11 protein-coding genes are annotated in these 21,120 nt (G+C 31.5%); all 11 read right to left on the reverse strand.

What is annotated here, in order from left to right:
- Position 1: 1 nt before the first annotated feature.
- The 11 genes from R3X25_RS11915 to R3X25_RS11965 all read right to left on the reverse strand — a co-directional run bounded on the left by R3X25_RS11915 (position 2) and on the right by R3X25_RS11965 (position 21,078).
- The gene (locus tag R3X25_RS11915; RefSeq protein WP_317675113.1) at positions 2–1,291 is read right to left on the reverse strand and encodes a family 16 glycosylhydrolase; all 1,290 of its coding nucleotides are present in this window, start codon (positions 1,289–1,291) and stop codon (positions 2–4) included.
- 7 nt (positions 1,292–1,298) lie between these two features.
- The gene (locus R3X25_RS11920; RefSeq protein ID WP_317675115.1) at positions 1,299–4,151 is read right to left on the reverse strand and encodes a right-handed parallel beta-helix repeat-containing protein; all 2,853 of its coding nucleotides are present in this window, start codon (positions 4,149–4,151) and stop codon (positions 1,299–1,301) included.
- Positions 4,152–4,272: 121 nt separating this feature from the next.
- Positions 4,273–5,697: a sialate O-acetylesterase gene (locus R3X25_RS11925; RefSeq protein ID WP_317675116.1), complete on the reverse strand. Its 1,425-nt coding sequence runs from the start codon at positions 5,695–5,697 to the stop codon at positions 4,273–4,275.
- Between the two features lie 9 nt (positions 5,698–5,706).
- Positions 5,707–6,912: an SGNH/GDSL hydrolase family protein gene (locus R3X25_RS11930; protein WP_317675118.1), complete on the reverse strand. Its 1,206-nt coding sequence runs from the start codon at positions 6,910–6,912 to the stop codon at positions 5,707–5,709.
- A 12-nt stretch (positions 6,913–6,924) separates the two neighbouring features.
- Positions 6,925–9,486, reverse strand: a complete 2,562-nt coding sequence (locus R3X25_RS11935; protein ID WP_317675119.1) for a VPS10 domain-containing protein — start codon at positions 9,484–9,486, stop codon at positions 6,925–6,927.
- Positions 9,487–9,491: 5 nt separating this feature from the next.
- Positions 9,492–11,123 (reverse strand): sulfatase-like hydrolase/transferase, encoded by a 1,632-nt coding sequence (locus tag R3X25_RS11940; protein WP_317675120.1) that lies wholly within the window; start codon positions 11,121–11,123, stop codon positions 9,492–9,494.
- 11 nt (positions 11,124–11,134) lie between these two features.
- Positions 11,135–12,619, reverse strand: coding sequence for a sulfatase-like hydrolase/transferase (locus R3X25_RS11945; protein ID WP_317675121.1), 1,485 nt, complete (start codon positions 12,617–12,619; stop codon positions 11,135–11,137).
- Between the two features lie 149 nt (positions 12,620–12,768).
- Positions 12,769–14,607, reverse strand: coding sequence for a sulfatase-like hydrolase/transferase (locus R3X25_RS11950; RefSeq protein WP_317675123.1), 1,839 nt, complete (start codon positions 14,605–14,607; stop codon positions 12,769–12,771).
- A 351-nt stretch (positions 14,608–14,958) separates the two neighbouring features.
- Positions 14,959–16,809 carry a sulfatase-like hydrolase/transferase gene (locus tag R3X25_RS11955; protein WP_317675125.1) on the reverse strand — a complete coding sequence of 617 codons (1,851 nt, stop codon included), beginning with the start codon at positions 16,807–16,809 and terminating at the stop codon, positions 14,959–14,961.
- Between the two features lie 7 nt (positions 16,810–16,816).
- Complete coding sequence (locus R3X25_RS11960; protein ID WP_317675127.1) at positions 16,817–19,336, reverse strand: beta-galactosidase; 2,520 nt, start codon at positions 19,334–19,336, stop codon at positions 16,817–16,819.
- Positions 19,337–19,680: 344 nt separating this feature from the next.
- Entirely contained in the window at positions 19,681–21,078 is a 1,398-nt protein-coding gene (locus tag R3X25_RS11965) for a sulfatase (protein WP_317675129.1), read from the reverse strand.
- Positions 21,079–21,120: the final 42 nt, after the last annotated feature.

Below are 21,120 nucleotides of genomic sequence, written 5' to 3' on the forward strand. Positions count from 1 at the left end.
ATCATTTTTTAAGAGTAAAAAACATTGAACTTACATCTAAAGCTTCTCTTGTTTTGTTTGTTCCATTAACATCTCTAATAATTGCTTCAACTTTATAGGTTGAAGATTTTGAAAGCTCTTTATCTAGTTTAAATGCTACTTTCATATTTCCATACCCAGGAGAAATATTAATAGTTTGTTCAGCTACTTTTTTGTCCCATTTTACTTTAGTTCTATCGGTAGTTTCAGAGACTTTTATGTAGATAGTTCTTTTTTGATTGGCTTTAAAACTCAAAGGAATTAGTATCTTATTATTTTTTGAAACTTCCAATTCAATTTCTGCTTCTGAAAAAAGAACGCTTTCATTATACAATTTTAAACCTTTTTCATAATCTTGATTAATGCTATCATCTAAAACATCGACCAATTTATAACCTCTCACCCAATCGTAATAAACAGTGTTTTTTGTAGGATCTGCTAACTCTTCATCTGTTGGTAATTCAATCCAAGGAAAAGGATAGGTTTCTGAAACCAAACGCATAAACATAGGTTCGCTAAATGGTTTGTCTACAATTTTATCGTAAAATTTAATATGTTTAGGTTTTCTATTATTGTAATAATAGCTTGCGTTATTTTCATTACGCCACCAACCACCATAAACATTAAAATCTTTTGAGGCTAATTCTTCATTCTTAAATTCAACACTTGCTGCTTTTAAATCGTGTCTTTTTTTATCACAGTCGTTATACCAAAAATGGCCATTTGAGTTCATTCCGCTCGCGAAAAAATTACCTGCAAAATCTCCAGTTCTACCAATACATTCTTGAATATCCCATTCCTGACCATATTTATCACAACCATTTGGACCTTCAGCAGCTCCGTTAGTTGAAAACCAAAACGTTGTAGACATAGTTGTTGCAGCTGCTTTTACACGACATTCATAATAGCCAAGAAAAGTAGATTTTTTAGATACTACAGCACCTCCAGCAATGTTAAATGTAAGTTCACGGCCATACGCTTTTACAATAGTGTCTTTTTTTAGCTTTTCACCTTTAATTTGTAAATAACCATCTTTTACTGAAACTTGTGATGGCAAAAATATTCCAGGTTCTCTACCTTTCCAATTTGGATGATAATCGTACCATTTTGTTGCATCTAATTCAGTGCCGTTGAACTCATCAGAAAAATCAGGATTCATAACCCATCTTTTCCCTGTTGGTGGTTCTGGTGGTCCAAATTTTCCATTTTGTGCAAATAAGCACATACTGAATAGCAACATTATTGATGTGATAAGTAAATTGTAAGGCTTCATAATTTGTTTATTTTTTAACAATTTTAAAGTTTATTGGTTTGTCGGTTTTGATTTTGGCAAAATAAACACCAACTGGTTTATCATTTAAATTCAACTGAACTACTCCTGAATTTACAGTATATACTTCTGAAGAAATTAATTGCCCTTGAACATTGTAAATTTCAATAGGAATGTTTCCTTCAGTTATAGGTAATGTAATTCTAAATTCTCCTGTTGTTGGATTTGGAGTTGGGTTAATTTCCCCATAAAAATCTATGGTTTTAAATAACTCTCCTTCACATTGTTTAGCTGTTTTTATTTTTATAACATCTCCTTGATTTATTTCAATATTGAATTTAGAAGATTTTGTTTCCATTACCAGAATATTATTTACTGAAACACTAAAAGGTGCTGTTCCTGCGGTAATATTTACTTGAAGTTGTTTACCTGATAAGTTTGTTTTTGAGGCTAATTCATCTGCTGAAGCTACTTTAAATTCAAAACACTGTTCTTCAGTTTCTCCTATAATTTTGATACAAATTTGATACGTGTCTGGTTTTATATCTTGAAAAGAAATTTCATCTGTAAATTCATGATTATCTCCATTAAAACTTACTTGATAATTAGCTTCAATATTTGGTATAATTGTTAGTGTTCCGTTGTCTTCATTTGGACACGTTTCAGAAGTAACTGCAATAGAAAATTTTGCATTCAATACTGAAAATTCTTTCTCTAAAAATTCAGGTAACGTTAAATTTGCTCCAGCATTTAAAACTCTGTTCCCTCCTTCTAAAGCACCACAATCTGGAGTTATTGAGCTTGTGATTCCTGGTATTTCAACTCCAGCTCCAACTGCTAAAGAAGAGCTATTTAAACTGAAATTTCCATTTGCAACATCCGCAAAATTTGAATTTTGTTCTGTTGGATTAATAAATACATTATTTTCAGGATTGAAGTGATAATTATAGTTTGCACAATGCGTTGTGTAGGCATCCCAATCGGTTGTTTCTAAACTTGGACTCGGATTAAGCGTTACATAGCCTAAATTTCCTCCAGTACTAGAAAGTTGTTGACGCACATAACTCAATTTAAAATCAGAATCAGACATAAAAATATTGTTGGCAAAATGTCCGTCAGTCATTCGTCCTGAATCAAAATCTAACCCCAATTCTTCCCAGTTATCAATTTCAATATTCCAAATACTTATGCAAGCATCGTAATTCCAAATGGTGTTATTATAATAATTTACAGGATTGTCCATTGGGTTATATCTCGGTCCCAAATACAAGAATTCTCCGTGTTCTACTATTTCCACATCCCCATTATAGTTATTAGCTCTTATGTTATAAATCAAGTTGTGATGTGCTGTATAATTTTCAGTATCTTCCATATAAAAAGCAGTAATTTTTTGCTTGTTATAACTTCCGTCTGAAACCGGAATTCCTGTTACATCGTGAATTTTATTGTATGCAATAACTCCTCCCTTTAGATCTAAAGATTCTATTTTACCTGTACTTGTAGCTTCAATTGGACCAGCATCTTCACCCATTTTCATGGCACCATAAAAATCAGAATCCAAAATATTCACTTTAGCATCATCACCATCTAAACGAATTTGGAATCTACCGGCATCTCCAAATGTGCAATTGTTAATATTTGTATTATCAGACTTATTAATATGTATTCCGGAAGTAAACACACCTACCCATCCAAAATCTTCAATTGTACAGTTTTCAAACGAGTTATTTGCACCACTTCGCAATGCAACCATATTACCCCAACTGTGTCCAATATAAGTATCTTTAAAAGTGTTATTTGAGCTGTCTTCTAAATAAATTCCTTTCGGGTCCGTATCATTTTGTCCATAACCATTAGGAGTCCAAAATGGATGCAAATATCTAAATGTACAGCCATCAATTACAGCATTGTTAGCATCTTGAAAATCTACATTTCCAGCAACAAAGTTGATACCAGTAATTTTAATTCCATCCGTATTATTAAGTACTAATACTTTTTCTCTGGCTTGTAATTCAATTCTATAATCATTTATATTTCCACCGTTTGAAGGGAAATAGTACAATTTATTGTTTTCTATAAACCATTCTCCTGGAGTGTCAACCAAATTTTTATGCAACACATAACCCCAGCTAAACTTAAATCTTGTTGAAGCTATTTCATCATCTTTTATCCAATCGGTATTATTATTAATTGCTTTAAAAGAAACGGTATTTCCAGAGTTAGAAACTATATCACCATACACATAATTACGCATTTTACCTGTCATTGCTCTAACAATTCCACCAGTTAAATCAACACTCGGAATTGTAGTTTGTTCAAATATAATTTGTCCAGTTGCGTTAGCACCAGAAGGTTTAGAACCATTGATTAATGGCGCATATCCTCCATCGGAATGAATTACTTCCATCATATCCTCAATAGTTCTATTTGGATGACGACCTAATTTTTGAATATTTCCATTGGCAAATAACTGACTGTAATCAGTTTCTATATTAAAACCTGAAATATCTACAACTTTCACTCCCGAAGTCATTCCTGTAGCATCACTCCAAGTGCCAGTTACTTTTTCAGCTCCCGTAACCAAAACATACTCTCCATTGTAATTTTGAAGTGTAATATTGTCTTTGTTTACAATTACTTTTTCTCTGTAAACTCCTTCGTGAACAATAATTACATCTCCACTTGAAGCTTGATTTATTGCTTCACTTATCGAATATATTTTATCAATATCTTCTGTTATTGAACCCTGTACCCAAGGGATTTCCGTTGAATACACATGAATTTCTTGTGCATAAATATCGTTCAAAATTGAACCTACAACATTTAAAAAAAGAAGTACTATGAAAATTTTTCTTACAGTCATTTTTTATTAAAAAATATTTTAAAAACAAAGTTGTTTTTAATAGTTTCATTGTAAAACTATTTTATTTTTTTCTTTTATAAGAAGTGAAATGTTTTAATATGTAAACCGTATGTTTTTTATACTACTTTTTAAATATTTCTTCCCAACTTTCTGTTGAAAATGCTGAAGCTGGTAAACCTGCTGTATTAAATAAACTACCTTCTATATAACTAGTCCAGCCATATCTAACATTTTTGGGATTAGAGACTTTGTTGCTCCAAACTTGTAGAATTTTTCCTTTTTCTACAATTTTTGCTTCTGCTAGATGAAAAACTCCATCATCTCCTGCAATTTCAAAATTGGTTAAAGGTTTCCCAAAACTTGCTAGCCCAAGAGGAGCTTCATTAAAACTTATAAATGCTTTATCATTCTCTATTTTAATAGATTTAAATACTGGGCCAGAATGAGTAATTCCTTCAATATTGTAATCCTTTTTTAAAGCCCATAAAGCTAAACGTTCACCAACTTCCCTCTTTTTTGGAGGATGAATTCTGGTTTTATAACCTATATCATTAATTACTGCCATTCCAGTATTTGGAACCGTTAGCATAGTTTTTAATTGTGCTTGCTGAATACCAACCCAACCTTCAAGATTTTTATTTCCATATGGAGCTAACTGCACAAAATAAAACGGAAAATCACCTTGATTCCATTTAGTTCTCCAATCAGTAATCATTGCGGGAAATAATCTTGAATATTGTTCTGGATTCCATCTATTTCCTTCACCTTGATACCAAATAGCACCTTTAATTGTAAAAGGAATTAAAGGATTTATCATTCCGTTAAATAACACAGAAGGCTTTTTAGTTTCACCTGTGGTTTTAGGTATTTTCTTAAATTCAGGAAAATCAGCATCTAAAACATCTTTTGAAGTCCAAGCTTGTACTGGAGTTCCACCAACATTACTTGAAATTAAACCAACTGGAACACCTAAATTTTCTTGAATCATTTTTCCAAAGAAATAACCAACAGCACTAAATTCAGCTGCAGTTTTAGGATTTGATATTTCCCATAGTCCTTTACAATTATCTAAAGGTACATTACTAACTGTTTTAGAAACTGTAAAAAAACGAATATTTGAATTTGTACTATTTAAAATCTCCTTGTTACTTCCTTCTATATGCTGACCAATATTACCTTCCAGTTTCATTGCCATATTAGATTGGCCTCCACATAGCCAAACTTCGCCTAATAACACATCATTTAAAACTATTTTTTTTGAACCAATAATTTCAATTGTATATGGACCTCCAGCTTTAGTTGTTTTAATAGTAGTTTTCCAATCGCCATTAGAATTTGTTTTTGTTTTGGCATCAATTCCCCAGCCTGCTTTTATCTGAATATTTTTATTTGGTGTATCTTTCCCCCAAATAGCTACTTCAGCATTACGTTGTAATACCACATGATTCTTAAAAATGGAGGCTAATTTGGTTTGAGCATTTAAAAATGAAGCACTTAATGAAATTAATAAGGCTACAATTAAAAATTTATAATTGATTTTATTCATAACACTTTTTTAATTATCTACTACCAAAAACTGTCCTACTTGAAATACTTTTTCTGGCTCTAGTTTAACCACCTTTATTGTTGTAATATGTGAACCATCTTTAAGCTCGTTTAAAAAGAAATATTTAGGTCTTGGCGAGCCTTTTCTCGATTTTAAATCAACTATTTTTGGAGCACCTCCATCTGTTGTAACTTCAATTTGAATTGCTCCTTTTTTGTCTAACAAGGTTGTTAATCCTAGTAAAAAACCTTCCCATTTAAATGTAAAACTCGCTCCAACTTTTGAAGTTTGAAAAGCTTTATTGTACAATGTTTTAGCTCCATTATTTTTATCAGTTAAATCATCATTAATGTCTACCTCACCACTTAAATCTACACTTTCCCAGTTTGTGCTAAATTTAGCTTCTGTAACTGGAACCATTTTTGCATTTGAAAATACATTTTCTCTAGTTGGTGATGGAATTTTATTAACTCCAACAACTCCATAATTTTCAATAGATTTCAAAGACCTCACCAAAACATCTCTATAAATATCATGTCCTGCCTCAATTGGGTGCACACCATCTTTACTAAAAATTATTTTCCCGTCAGCTGGGCTATCTCCTTTTTTGAACACTAATTTACCAGCTTTTAACTGCTTCATAACTTCCAATCCAAACTCTATAGAAGTAATTCCGTAGTGATTTGCAACTGGTTCCATCCAAATACCAGCACTTGTTTGTTTTCCTTTTTGAATATCATTCTTCATCCATTGAGCAATAGTATAAACAATACATATTTCAGTAGTTGGATTATGTTTCCAAATTTGAGAAATTAAACCTTCAAAAGCTCTTCCTTGATAAACTCCACCATTATTTACACGATATTCAATAAAAACCATATCAGGATTGTGTTGTAATAAATGATTTTGAATTCTACAAGCGCCATAATCAGGTCCAGTACCACCAATTGCGGCATTAACTTGCGAAATAGTAGCTTTTGGATATTCACTTTTAAACCATTCTAACGATTTTGCTCTCCATAAACCTCCATTTGTAATACTTCCACCAATGTACCCGATAGTTACATTTTTACCTTCTTTCAATTTTTTAAAAAAATTTGGTAAGCCATCTCGGACTCTTAATTCTTCAGTTTTAGTAGTGTCAAAATTGTATTTATTTTGACCTGTTACAGTTAGAGCTATTAAACAGATTATGAATGTAAATAATGATTTCATTTTTAAAATATTTTAATTTTTAGACCAACCTTTTGTTGTACCTTTTAAATAACCAATTGCCCAACCACTTCCTTTTTGTGAAGCCCAAAAAACGTCATCTCTGTATGGATCAGGTTTTAAATCTACAATTCTATCGTGTTGCCCTAAACCTCTGTTGATTTTATTCCAAGTTTTTCCTGCATCCATTGAAACATAAACTCCCGAATTTAGTTTTGCATTTGCATTTTTTGTTCTAAAAGCCAAAGGAGCACTTACCATAATAATATTAGAATTTACTGGTGAAGTTTCACACTGCCATATGTATGGTAAATCAAAAATCTTATTCCAGGTTTTACCATTGTTTTTACTTCTCCAAACACCACTTCCTTCATCAGTAGCACGTTCATTTCCAGAAGATAAATACATTTCTTGGGTGTTTCTATCTATAAAAATATTGTTCACATTTTTTATTTCTGAAGGAATTTCAACTTCATTCCAAGTTCCTCCTTTGTCAGTTGATTTAAATAATCCACCGTTATCATCGTTTACCGCAGCATATAAAGTTTCAGGATTTTTTGGATCCATAACAACTCTTCTAATACTTGCATCCTTATGAAAACCTTTTACACTTAATTCCCAAGTATATCCGCCATCAAATGAGCGATAAAAACCGTAATCTCCTTTTGATAATTCTTTTGCTTTTGGACCTGCTACTTGTGAAATTGGATTTCTGGTAGCACAGAAATACATATTATCAGGATTTTTTGGATCGATAATTAAAGAGTTTAGAAAAACCAAACGTTCGTGAGAAGGCGTATCTGCTGCAAATATTGTTGAAATGTTTTCCCAAGTTTTTCCTCCATCAGTTGACCTACGAACTTTACCTCTATGACTTTGACGATAGGCAATAAAATAAATAGTATTTGGATCGTTTGGATGCACAGCCATTGGTCCAGGCGAATGTGCTCCTCCGTGATAAACTTGTCCTTCAATTTGCTCAACAGCAACCTCCATTTTATCAGGATAATTACCTAATGGTGCAGTTTGCCATAAACCGTGTTCTCCGCTTCCTAATAAATATCTATCTTTTTTTCCAGTTTCTAATAACATATTTCGGCCAGGTAAATTACTTCCTCCACGGCCTACCCAATGCTTACTTCCTGGAGCAGTTTCATTATCATCTATTTGTATCCAAGTTTCGCCACCGTTTGTAGATTTTAAAACTTGTTGATCTAAACAAATGTATGCAGTTCCATCAACACTTAATTCTAAAAAACGATTTCCCCAAACATCTTCTCTTCGGTCCATATCTCCTTGTAAATGCGCAAAAGATGTATTGGTATTTGTTGGATTATTTCTCGATTTCCAATATGCTTTATCTGTTTGGTTTACCCAATATTTTCCAGTTCTTGCAACTGCTTTCCAAGTTTTTCCTCCATCGTTAGATTTCCAAGCATCACCAGTTAAAAAAGCCTTATCGTGTTTAGTATTATGCGATAGATAAATTTCATTTTTGTTTGTTGGATTTACCTGAATTCTATGCCAAATATCTAAAACTTCCGTAGGTAATTCTGGATACTTCACTTTAATAGATTTTACACTTGTTTGAAACCAATACGCCAACGATTTCCAATACCTATTTAATAAGGCTTTACTTGAAATTTTTGTTAAATCTACAGGTAAATTCCCTGTAATATTTTGCCAAGTTTTACCGCTGTCTGTACTTGTATAAACACCTCCTTTTGTTGAAATTGATTTTCCTTTTGCTTCAAAAGCAGTTTGATCAACTAAATACAGAATGAATTCTTTTGTGTTTTTGCTAAAATAAAAATCTAAATCACGTGGTCTATTTACATCTAATCCTTTTGCACTAGATTTCCAAGTTTTCCCTTTGTCTTCACTTCTAAAAACACCTTCGTTTGTAATTGTAATTATTATTTTTGAATTATTTGGATCAACAACTATTCTACCAACATCAATTTTTTCAGAATTTCCTACTTTAAATTTCTGCCAAGTTTTACCGCTATCTGTGCTTCTATAAATGGCATTTTTATTTACTTTTCCGGCTTGACCTTTTAAATGTCTCCAACTCTTTTTTACATTCCAAAAATCTCCAGGACCTATATACCAGTTTTTATCGTTTGAAGGATCAACAGTAATTTCAGAATGACGGCCTTTAAAGGCATTTACTTCTTTCCAACTTCTACCTGTATCTAATGTTTTATATAATTTTCCTCCACCTGTAATAGCAAATCCAAAAGCCGCATTTTGATATGAAAACATAAATTTTCTAACTCTTGCTAAATCTCTTCCATCTCCATCTGCATCTTTTAACGTTTTCCAGGTTTTACCTGCATCCCACGATCCGTAAGTGTTGAACATATCTGGAGACATCATTATCACATTTTTATCTGTTGGATGACACCAAAATTCTTCGCAATAACCAGACATTCCTGGCCCAACTTGTCTCCACTCAACTAAATCTGTAGATTCAACTCTTTTGGAGTTTAATTTTTTAAAATAGCTTTTATTGAATTGAGCATTAAGATTTAAACTCAATACTAGAATAACTATAGAAAATATAAATTTCTTCATTGTAATTATTTTATAACTTTTAAAGGTGAAATTTCTCCAATTCCATTGATTGGAGCATCGTGTTCTGTAGCGTGTAAATCAAATTTTGGTAAAATTGATTTCAACATTTTATATTCCTTCTTTTGTTCTTTAGTTCCGTTCTCTAAATTTTTAATAACTGGAAAACTGATTAAATTTTCTGGATATTCAGATACATTATAAGTTTTACCATTTCCATCAATTAATACATTTTTACTTCTTATTAATTGCTTTTCCATATGGTATGTATAAATATATTCGCGGTGTTCAGTTTGATTTGTAGTTAAAAACGGAATTAAACTTTTTCCATTCAATTCATAATTATCAGGAACTTTTACACCTGCAACTTCAGCAATAGTTGGTAAAATATCAGAAACATCTGCTAATACATCTTGCGCTCCTTTTTTAGTCATATTTAAACCAGGCGCATAAATAATCATTGGAATGTGTGGTCCTTGTTGCACTTTTACACTACCTTTTCCATAACCACTTGTTCCATTATCTGCACAAAAAACCAAAATGGTATTGTCTTCAATTCCCAATTCTTTCAGTTTTTCAACATACTGCCATAATTGATAATCTAAATATTTTACGTGATTGTGAATACCGCCTTCAGTAACAGTTCCGTGAGTATTGTAGTTACCTTTATCTCCAGTAACATTTGGTTCAGTTCGAGTATATTTCCCATTTTCCCATTTAACTATTGGTGTTCCTGGCCATTTTTGTCTTGTTTTTTTATTGATATCACTGCTAAAAAAGTCCCAGCCATCGTGACCTAAATGTGTAGTATGATACACAAAAAATGGTTTGTCTTCTTTATGTTTACGCTCCATAAAATCAAGAATAAAATCTAGCTCAACATCAGGTCCAAAGGTATTTAAACCGTAAGAAGCTTTAGACTCTGGAGTATTTGGCCAATATTGAAATTTATTTTTAGAACTTGGATGATTCATTAATTCTACATGAGGTTTCCAATACCAACCAAATTGTTGGTAATATTCTACCTGAACACCTGTATCGGTATTTATCAGCGCTCTTTTACCGTTCACTTTTGTTTGAAGAATTTTAAAATCGGAATAAGGATTCTTTTTATCATTAATTCCAGGTGTAAAACAGCCTTCATCAAAACCAAATTTATCTACACCATCAATTTGTGTTTTTCCTGCCCAATACGTTGCATAACCACCAGCTTTTGCAATATGACCAATGGTATGTGGTGAACTTTCGTACAACGGATATGTATGTACTTTTTTACCTTTTTTATTAATGAATGTACCTCTGTCTTTTAAATGCCACCATTTATGTATATGGGCATATCTACCAGTCATCATCATTGCTCTACTTGGTGAACAAATTGTTGCTCCCCAAGCCGATTTTATATAAACACCTTCGTTAGCTAACTTATCCATTACTGGAGTTTCAGCTCTATACTTTGGATCTGTGGTATTTCCTCCTTGAGGTGGAATACTCCACTGCGAAGAATTGTAAATTGGCAATTCTCTTGCGCTAATATCATCAGCAAAAACAACAATTATGTTTGGTTTCTTCTGTGCATTAACAGCTGTATTCAAAAGTGTTATTGAAAAAACAGCAAATACTATTTTGAATAAATGGTTCATCTTTAAATCTCTTATTTATAAATCAAATCTTTTTTCTTTATCGAAAATATTGGGTCGTTGTATTTTTTTGCTTGCTTTAACAATTCAGCTTGCATTTTAGTTGCAATTTTCTTGTATTTAGGGTTGTTATAGAAATTAATATCCTCATCCGGATTTTTCTCTAAATCTATTAACCAAGGTTTGTCTTCAGCAGATAAAACCAATTTGTATCTGTTATTTAAGGAAGCAATCCAATTTTGATGAGATGAAGTCATATACGTAATTCTATCATCAACAATTTCTTTTTTTGTTGAAGTAAAATCTGTAGAAGCATCCAAACCATCAACATTTTTAATTTGTGAAGCATCCATTAATCCTAAAATAGTTGGAGCAAAATCTATAGTTGTGTATGCTTTTTTAATTACTTTTCCTGCATTTACTTTGTTTGGATAACGCAATACAAAAGGAATTTTTGCTGAAGCTTCATATGGATTTCCTTTGTTGTGCTTGTGGTGTTCTCCCATTAAATCTCCGTGATCTGAAGTGAAAACCACAATTGTATTATCTGTTAAATTATTTTCATCTAAAAAATCTAAAATTCTTCCAACATTGTCATCAATGCATTTTACCATACCAAAGTAACGCTGCATTTTATCTTGCTCCAGTTCATTTACTAAATTTTTTCCTTTAGCTCCTGCCCATTTTGGCATTTCTTCTAGTGGAGTTTTTAACGTTTTAGGCTTTTCAAAATGTAAATTTGAATACATAGTATCATAAGGAGGACGAACTGTATTTGGAGTATGCGGATCGGGAATAGAAACCATTAAACAAAAAGGTTTATTTTTATCACGTTCTAAAACCTCTAGTGTTTTTGTTACCAAATAATCTGTTGTAAAGTCTTCTGCAGTTGTATTTTTAACGTTAATTGTTTGTCTTTCATTTTTAGGATTGTATTTCCCTGCAAGTTTTGGGTTCCCATTTTCGTCATCTTCTAAACCTTTCCAGTGTCCACGGTTAAACATATATTTATTATCTGTAAAACCAAATTTTCTTTTAGGAGCAAATCCAGGTTTTGCTTTACCATCTAAATGCCATTTCCCTAAATATGAAGTTGCATAACCATCTTTTCTTAAAACTTCAGCAAAAGTAATTACCTCATCTTTCATAGGTATATCATTTCTGTATGAAGCAGTTTCAATAGGATAATTACCTGAAACTAACGATGCTCTTGATGGCGTACAAACTGGTGATGAAGCATAATAATTATTACAAATAGCACCTTCATTCGCAATTCTGTCAATATTTGGTGTTTTAACTTCAACACCTTTTCCCCAAACAAATGCTTGGTCTTCTGTTAATTGATCTCGGTAACAACCTAATGTTCTAAAGTTGTGCTCATCAGTATGAATAACTATTAGGTTTGGCTTCCCTTCGACTCCGCTCTTTTGTGCATTTATGTTTGAAGGAAATAATAGTATTCCTAATATTAGTATTGAAAATAATTTTAATAATTTCATATGAGTATTTTATGTGGTTCTTAAAATTGACAAATTTTCATCAACCTGAATTTGATTCAGGTTCTCATAACCTTTGAGAATAAATTTGATGAGATTCTGAACCAAGTTCAGAATGACGTATTACATCTTTTTTATAAAATATAACCTAATTATTTTTTTACTTTCAATTTATAATCGTGCGCTCCAGGAGCAAAATTACTTTTGTAAATTTTTGTTCCGTCTGCTTTTTTACCCCAACCAACTTCAACTCTATTGTCTCCTAAAACAATATTGATTAGTTTTTCTTTCATTTGTTGAGCAACCTTTTTATACTTTTTATCAAAAGCAACATTGTTTACTTCAAGCGGATCTTTTTTCATATCATACAATGCAGGATCTAATTCTTCATAAGTAGCATTTAATGCCCAATTCATATTTTCTCCACGTTTTTTAGTAGGTCTTGTTTGCATTGAAAACACATAATCTTTAGTTCTAATATATGCTCTAGGACCAGTAACTGCATGACTTTCTCCAATAACATAATCTCTTACAGGAGCTTTTTCTGAAACTACAGCTGCCAAATCCATACCATCTAAATAATTAAACGCTTCTGTTTTTAAATCAACACCTGCAGCTGCTAAAGCCGTTGGTGCAACATCTACAAATTCAGTATAATTTTTCACAACTTTTCCTGCAGGGAATTTGTTTTTATCTGAAGAAATTACAACAATTGGATTGTGTGCGTCTACATCCCAAGGTGTAAATTTTGAAACAGCTCCGTGTTCGTGTAATTTCCATCCATGATCACCATGCACATAAATAATCAACCATTCTTGATTGTGCTTTTCGCTATATTCAATAAAAGAATCAACGGATTGCCCAACTAAATCGTCTCCATAAGCGCAAAAAGCATAATAATCTTGAATCATTTTAATTTGGTCTTCTTCAGAATAATTTTTTGAATAATTAGTTTTCACTTGCTTTAGCATTTGCTTTGCCATTGTTTTCATCTCCGCTTTATCAAATTCTGGAATTTTATATTCTTTTTTCTGAAAACGTTCACGATAATCTGCTGGAGGTAACACTGGAGTATGTGGAAAATTAAATCCTATATGACAAAAAACAGGTTTCGAAGGATCTACTCCATCAAAGTTTTTTGAACCAACATCAAATGATTTGTTTTCATTTTTTAGAAATTTATCTAACATTTTTGGATAGAATCCATCACGAGTATTTCCAGCTTTTCTAGGACTTACTCCTGAAACTATCATACCTCCTTCTGCATCAGCTTCGCGATAAGTTTTAGTAAAACGAATTAAATCATACTTATTTAGAGTTCCTTGGGTTGTTCCTTTCTTTTGAAGTCCCAATTCTTCAGTTTTAAATGAGCAATATTCTAACTTTCCTTCAGGAGTAACAAAATACTCTACATTTTTTAACGGTTTATCAAATTTAGTATCTCCTATTTTATAAAACCAATCTTTTCCCCAAGCAGTATAACCTGCTTTTCCCAATGTTTTTTGACCTATATCTGTTTGATAGATTTCATAAGGTTTTGCTCTTCCGTTTTCAACTGTTTTTATACGAACGCCTAACTTACCAATATGTAAAGTTTGATAGCCTAGTGATTCCATTTGTTCTGGTAAAGTAGGTTTAAAATGTTCAGCATTGTTATTGTAATATTCAAATTCATATACACCAGAACGGAAAGGATATCGTCCTAGATGCATTGAGGTTCTTGAAGGCGCACAACCTTGTGCTTGACAATAGGTATTTATAAAAGTGGTCCCCATTTCTGTTAATCGATCTGTTTGTGGAGACTCTACATAACCAAGTTTACTCATTTCATTACCAGTTAACATTTTATTGAACGACCTAACTGCATCATAACGATGATCATCTGTTAATATCCAAAGAATATTTGGTTGCTTTGTAGATTGAGCTGAAATGTTTTTTCCTATAAATAGTAAAACTATAGCAAAGAATAAAATTCTGTTATTTGTTTTCATAATAAAGCTTACATTTTTTAAATATCTTATCTGCAAGATAGATTTTCTACTAATAGAAGAGTGATTTGAATGTCTATAAAACTAAAACTTATGTTTATGATTCTTTATCAAAAAAATGTGACCTTTTATAACTATTGTATATAAATTGTGTAGTGTATTTCTCTATCATTTTAACTCATAAAACCAATATTAAGAACTTCAAATTAATAACCAGGATCACTACATCACCAATAGAAAGTAAACTTTATAAAAAAAACTATTTAAATGCTGCTTTACTGTTTCAAACATTAATAATATTTTCACTTAAAAGATTATAAGTTTAATTGAAAGTGAAATTATTCTATTTTAACATTACTTAATATTTTCTAATTTTAATTTATAATCGTGAGATCCAGGTGCAAAATTACTTCGATAAACTTTGGTACCAGTTCCCCATTTTTCCCAATTAACTTCTACACGATTATCCCCTAATACAATATTCAATAACTTATCTTTCATTTTTTTTGCAACTTTTTGATACTTTTTATCAAATGCTACATTGTTTATTTCTTGAGGATCTTTTTTAGAATCGTACAACGCAGGATCAAGATCTTCCCATGAAGCTGACAATGCCCATTTCATGTTTTCGCCCTCTTTTTTGGATGGTCTTGTTTTTAATGATAGTACATAATCAGCAGTTCTAATAAATGCTCTTGCCCCAATAACGGCATGTGTTTCACCTATTATATAATCTCTTACAGGTGCTTCATTAGCTACAATTTTGGCCATATCAAGTCCATCTATATAATTATACTTTTCAGAATTTAAGTCTTCCCCTGCTGCACTTAAAGCTGTAGGAGCAATATCAACAAATTCTGTAAACTCTGTAACCAATTTTCCTGCTGGAAATTTTTTCTTATCTGAAGAAACTACAATAATTGGATTATGACTGTCCCATTCCCAAGGTGTGAATTTTGAAGTTGCACCATGCTCATTTAGTTTCCATCCATGATCTCCACACACATAAATAATCATCCAAGGTTGATTTTGTTTTTCGCTATAAGAAATAAAATCATTTGCTGTTTGACCTACAAGTTTATCACCATATGCACAAAACGCATAATAATCCTGAATCATTTTTTGTAAATCTTCTTCAGACATATGATCGGTATATTTATTATTAACCAGTTTTTTCATTTGAATTGACATAGTCTTCAACTCTTTTTCTGTAACCTTTGGGATTTTATAAGTGTGCTTTTGAAAACGCTCTCTAAAATCTGCAGGAGGCAAAACAGGAGTATGAGGAAAGTCAAACCCAACATGTGCAAACACAGGTTTTGAAGGGTCAACACCTTTAAATTTTAATTTTCCTGCATTAAATTCTTTGTTTTCATTCACTAAATATTCATTTAGAAAATATGCATAATAACCATCTCGTGTTTTTCCTGCTGGTTGTGGGCTCACTCCAGAAATAATCATTCCTTTATACATAGACTTTTTTTGCCCTTTTTTATAATGTCTCAACAGATCATACTTTTTAGTTACTTCTTCAGGAACTTTTGCATACTTCTTGTTTTGCTCAATTAATTGCTTTGAAATATACTCGAATTCTCCATTTGCTGTTACAAAGAAATTCATATCTTTAATTGGATTCTCATATTTTACACCATCAACTTCTTTCCACCAGCCACCGCCAGAATAATCTGTTAAACCTTGTTGTCCTAAAGCTCTAAAATTAATATCTGTTTGATACACTTTATGCTCTTTAGATTTACCATTTTTATCCAATCCCTTAAGTCTATATCCCAATTTACCAACATGAAATGTTTGATAACCTAATGAAGCTAGCTGTTCTGGAAAAGAAGGCTTCATATGTTCAGCAACATTGTTATGATATTCAAATTCGTAAACACCAGATCTAAAAGGATATCGCCCTTGATGCATAGTTGCTCTAGAAGGTGCACATCCTGTTGCTTGGCAGTATGTATTTATAAACGTTGTACCTTGAACAGCTAACTTATCAACTTCTGGGGATTCAATATAACCAAGCTTACTCATCTCTTGCCCATCTATTGCTTTGTTAAAAGTTTTTACTGAATCATATCTTTGATCATCTGTCAATACAAACAAAATATTTGGCTGTTGTTGCTTTTGAGCAAAAACTGTTTTACTTGAAATTAAAACAGTTGTGATACTTAATATTATAAACTTTAATCTATTCATTATTTTTTTATTTTAATTTATAATTTTTACTATAAACAGCTTTAGTTGTTATACTATTTACGTTTAATACATTTTCTGTATTATTTAATTCTGGCCAGTAAACACCATCAATATAAATTGCATCTGTAGGTTGAAGTGGAAGAAATTTTAATTCCAATTTCATATTAGAATTATAATCAGATAACAAGTGTTTTGCACTCATATCCCAAACATTTCCGTTGTAATAATTGTCGTATTTAAACGCTCCGTTTTTATAAAAACGTAACGCACTTGCTTTATAATCTACAACAACTCTAACATCTTCTACATTTAAAGGAATTCCTTTTGGAAACGCTAATTCAAGAACAGTTCCTTTATGCCAAACTGAATCTAGTGGACGTGCAATTTTGTTATTAACCTTTCTGTTGTTTGAACGATTTTTGAACGTTAAGTTTTTACCATTCTGTGTTTCTTTTACCGTAATAGGAACTTCTACTTTTTCAAAGTTTATCTCAAACTTATCAAACAAACCATCTTTTGTAATTTTTACATCAGCAATTATGTTTGATGGATACACCCAAACAGAATTTTCAATATTTTCACTTATTACATTAATTGAATTATTCACATTATTAAATGTTAGTACCTCCGCATTTGACAAGTATAATTTATCTTCATTTTTATACATCTGCTTTGCTTGTTTTTGTGACAAAACAATAAATCGAACTATTTTTCCATTCTTTTGCTTTATGTCAAAATAACAGTTCAATCCTGCTTTAGTTATTGAAATCTTTGTAAATCCTTTTAATTTAGAAACTTCAACATTTTCAGATTTTACAATAGCATCTATTGAATTTTCTAACACAAATTCTGCATCTATTCCTTCATTTTGAAAGAAAACATACGTATTACTTTCTTTTAAGGAAAGTATAGGTTGCGCAGTAGCATATTTTATGGTGGTTTCTTGAAGTGTTAAATTAAATGGCCAATAAAAGTAAGAATCAACAGGAATAGTTATCGCTTTTTCTGGAATTGTTAAGGTTTCATTCTTCAACTTTATTTCAAATTGAATATTATTGAATTGATAAGCTGTATCTAATTTTACATGATTGTTTACAAAAATAAATCCTTTTTTACCATCGGTTCTAATAGCTCTTTGCAACCTTTCAGTCATACCCAATTTAAATCCTTTTAACTCATCTAATTCTGAAGGAACAAATGTTTTACAAGGCGCTAAATATTGCCCAAAATCTCTTATAAAATTCAACTGAACAGGATATTCGTGAAAACTTTTACGAACTTGCCCAAACTCTCCAATAGCAGCCTGAAAATCACGACTTATAACACCATTATCATTTGCACCCGATTCAATATCACGATTCATATAGGTTAATTTACCTTTTGGATTGTTTCCTCCAACATTCATAAAATACCCAATCCCATTTGCGCCACTTCCCAGTTCAACTAATGAAAGTGCTCCATTATCTAAATTATCCAAATTTGTTCGTCTGTGATATGCCATATCCATTCCAATACCAGTTTCACAAGTTAAATATGGATTAGAATCATATGAAATTTGTACTCCTTCAGTTTCCTTAGCTCCATCACTTAATTCTGTATTAACATCATTTGATGCTCTATAAATACTAAAACTAAATGCTTCAGGTACGTGTTTTGCATCCGCAGGAATCCAAAAATAATCGGCATATGAGCCATATGATGGAATGGTATTATCTTGCGTATAAGGAGCATCTGCCCATCCTGTTACAGAATACAGTGGAACTTCCATACCGTATTTTAGAGCCGTTTCTTTTTCCCAATCCATTAATGCTGGACTTCCTTTTGAAACGTGGTGTGAAAACTCATTATCTAATTGAATGGCATAAATTGGCCCACCATCTTTCCAATACAAGCCTTCCATTTGTTCTGCTAATTTTTGGAATAATTTATCAACTGAAGCTAAATATTCTGGATCCATTGTTCGTAATTTCCCTCCTCTACCACTGTTTCCAAATGGGTTTTTAGGATTTCCTAATCTTTTTACTAACCAATCTGGATGACCTCCATTTCTACATTCACCGTTTACCCAAGGACCAATACGTGCATAAAACTTTAATCCATGTTTTTGACAAAGTTTAATAAAACGTCTTAAATCATTACTTCCAGAAAAATTCCATTCGCCTTCAATTTCTTCATGCAGTATCCATAATACATAAGCCGAAACTCCATCAAAACCTTGTGCTTTCATTTTCAAAAGAGCATCTTCCCATTGTTCAGCAGGATAACGTTGATAATGAAATTCTCCATAAGAAGGAATCCAAGGTTTATCATTATAAGTCAAATATTGACTATTTACTGTGATTTTATGACCATTTGGTGAAACAGCTGACATATCAGGTATATTTCTAGTCTTATTTATTTCAACATTCGAAAAATCTGATGTTAATGGTAGTTTATACGTAATACTATTTTTATTTGAACTTTGCTGTTCTGTTTTACAAGAATAAAACAAAATTAACATTCCAAATAGAAAGTGGAAATACTTCATATATAAGTCTATTTAAGAGCTTAAATTAATAATAGTATGCAATTTAAAACAATGTTAAATTGAGTGTAAGATTATATGTGTCTAAAACTAAAACGTATGTTTTTTTTTATGAGAATACTAAAAACATCTGTATTTGTAGAGTGTTTGTATACTTTTAAATTTGTGTGTTTTACCTACTAAAAAAATAATTATCAACCACTTAACAATTGAAAGTTAAAAAACACTATTTTAAAAAAGAGTTGATTAGGTGCATTTATAAATGTAAAAAACCCATTAATTATGAATACTAAAAGCACAAATAATTAATGGGATTAATATAAGAACCTAAATAAAATTATTGCTATTTAATCTAAAACAGGTACACGTTTGTCATCCATACGTTTCATTGCGTTTTCTTCATAAACACGTTTTAGCATCCAAAGTGGACGTTCTAATTCACATTCCCAATCCCAAAGATACTTGAACATTTCTCTAACTTTTTCAGGGTGTTTTGATGCCAAATTATTATTTTCCTCTTCATCTTTTTCAATATTGTATAACTCTGCTGGTCTATCTGGGAACCTCAATAGTTTCCAATCTCCCATTCTAATAATTCCTCTGTTTTCTTTTTTCCAGAATAATTTTTCGTGCGGAACAGCTTTATTTTTTCCTGTTACATAAGGAATTAAATCAACTCCATCTATATTTTTAATTTTTGAAGCATCTCCACCACCAGCATTCACAAATGTTGGTAACATATCTAACATGCTTATAGGTTTGTTATATGTAGTTCCTGGTTTAATAACATTTGGCAATTTCATTATAAAAGGAACACGAATCCCTCCTTCAAGGTTATTAGATTTACAGCCACTTAACGGATAATTACATGTCATTGAACCATCAGGACCACCATTATCATTTGAAAAAACAACTAGCGTATTTTCTTCTAAACCAAGCTCTTTTAACTTATCTAAAATTTGTCCACAAGCCCTGTCTAAAGCAATAGTCATAGCAGCTAAAATTTTACGTTTACCTGTTAATCCTTTTACCTTGGCTAAATCTTCTTTTGTTGCTTGAAGAGGTGTATGCACAGCATTAAAAGATACATAGGTAAAGAAAGGTTTATTTTTATTTCTTTCAATAAAATCACAAGCTTCATCAGCAATAGCATCAGATAAATATTTGTTAGCTTCTTGGTATTTTTCATAACCAATCTCTAATCTATTTTCAGGTCTATCTGCTGCTTGAGCTTGTGTTAATGGCCAAAAACTTCTTGCTCCACCTCTAAATCCATAAAATTCATCAAAACCACGATGAAGAGGATGGTATCTCTCAGCATTTCCTAAGTGCCATTTACCTAAAATTTGTGATGTATAACCCAATGGTTTCAAATAATCGGCAATGGTTTTTTCATCCAAAGGCATTCCCATTTCATCACCTAATAATTTTGAAGACTGACTCATATAACCTGGCACGTTATTTTCTTCTATACCAAAACGTTGTTGATATCTTCCGGTTAATAAACCAGCTCTTGAAGGTCCGCATACAGCAGCGGTTGTATAAGCTTGTTTCATTACAACACCTTCTGAAGCTAACTTATCTAAATTTGGTGTTTTAAACGTTTTACTTCCTTGAAAACCAAAATCGTGGTAACCTGCGTCATCTGCAAAAAGGAATACAATATTTTTCTTTTTTTGAGCATATATTGTGAATGAACAAATAACTATTAATGTAATTAATAAAAAGTTTTTTTTTGTTTTCATATTGTTTATATAATTGTTTTATTTAGTATATAAAATTTTCAA

Source organism: Lutibacter sp. TH_r2, assembly GCF_033101135.1.
Taxonomy (GTDB): domain Bacteria; phylum Bacteroidota; class Bacteroidia; order Flavobacteriales; family Flavobacteriaceae; genus Lutibacter.

Excerpts from the sequence above, each read along its gene's own strand:
- R3X25_RS11945 (WP_317675121.1), bottom strand. The coding sequence starts at position 12,619 with ATGAAATTATTAAAATTATTTTCAATACTAATATTAGGAATACTATTA.
- R3X25_RS11955 (WP_317675125.1), bottom strand. The coding sequence starts at position 16,809 with ATGAATAGATTAAAGTTTATAATATTAAGTATCACAACTGTTTTAATT.
- R3X25_RS11935 (WP_317675119.1), bottom strand. The coding sequence starts at position 9,486 with ATGAAGAAATTTATATTTTCTATAGTTATTCTAGTATTGAGTTTAAAT.
- R3X25_RS11920 (WP_317675115.1), bottom strand. The coding sequence starts at position 4,151 with ATGACTGTAAGAAAAATTTTCATAGTACTTCTTTTTTTAAATGTTGTA.
- R3X25_RS11965 (WP_317675129.1), bottom strand. The coding sequence starts at position 21,078 with ATGAAAACAAAAAAAAACTTTTTATTAATTACATTAATAGTTATTTGT.
- R3X25_RS11950 (WP_317675123.1), bottom strand. The coding sequence starts at position 14,607 with ATGAAAACAAATAACAGAATTTTATTCTTTGCTATAGTTTTACTATTT.
- R3X25_RS11940 (WP_317675120.1), bottom strand. The coding sequence starts at position 11,123 with ATGAACCATTTATTCAAAATAGTATTTGCTGTTTTTTCAATAACACTT.
- R3X25_RS11915 (WP_317675113.1), bottom strand. The coding sequence starts at position 1,291 with ATGAAGCCTTACAATTTACTTATCACATCAATAATGTTGCTATTCAGT.
- R3X25_RS11960 (WP_317675127.1), bottom strand. The coding sequence starts at position 19,336 with ATGAAGTATTTCCACTTTCTATTTGGAATGTTAATTTTGTTTTATTCT.
- R3X25_RS11925 (WP_317675116.1), bottom strand. The coding sequence starts at position 5,697 with ATGAATAAAATCAATTATAAATTTTTAATTGTAGCCTTATTAATTTCA.
- R3X25_RS11930 (WP_317675118.1), bottom strand. The coding sequence starts at position 6,912 with ATGAAATCATTATTTACATTCATAATCTGTTTAATAGCTCTAACTGTA.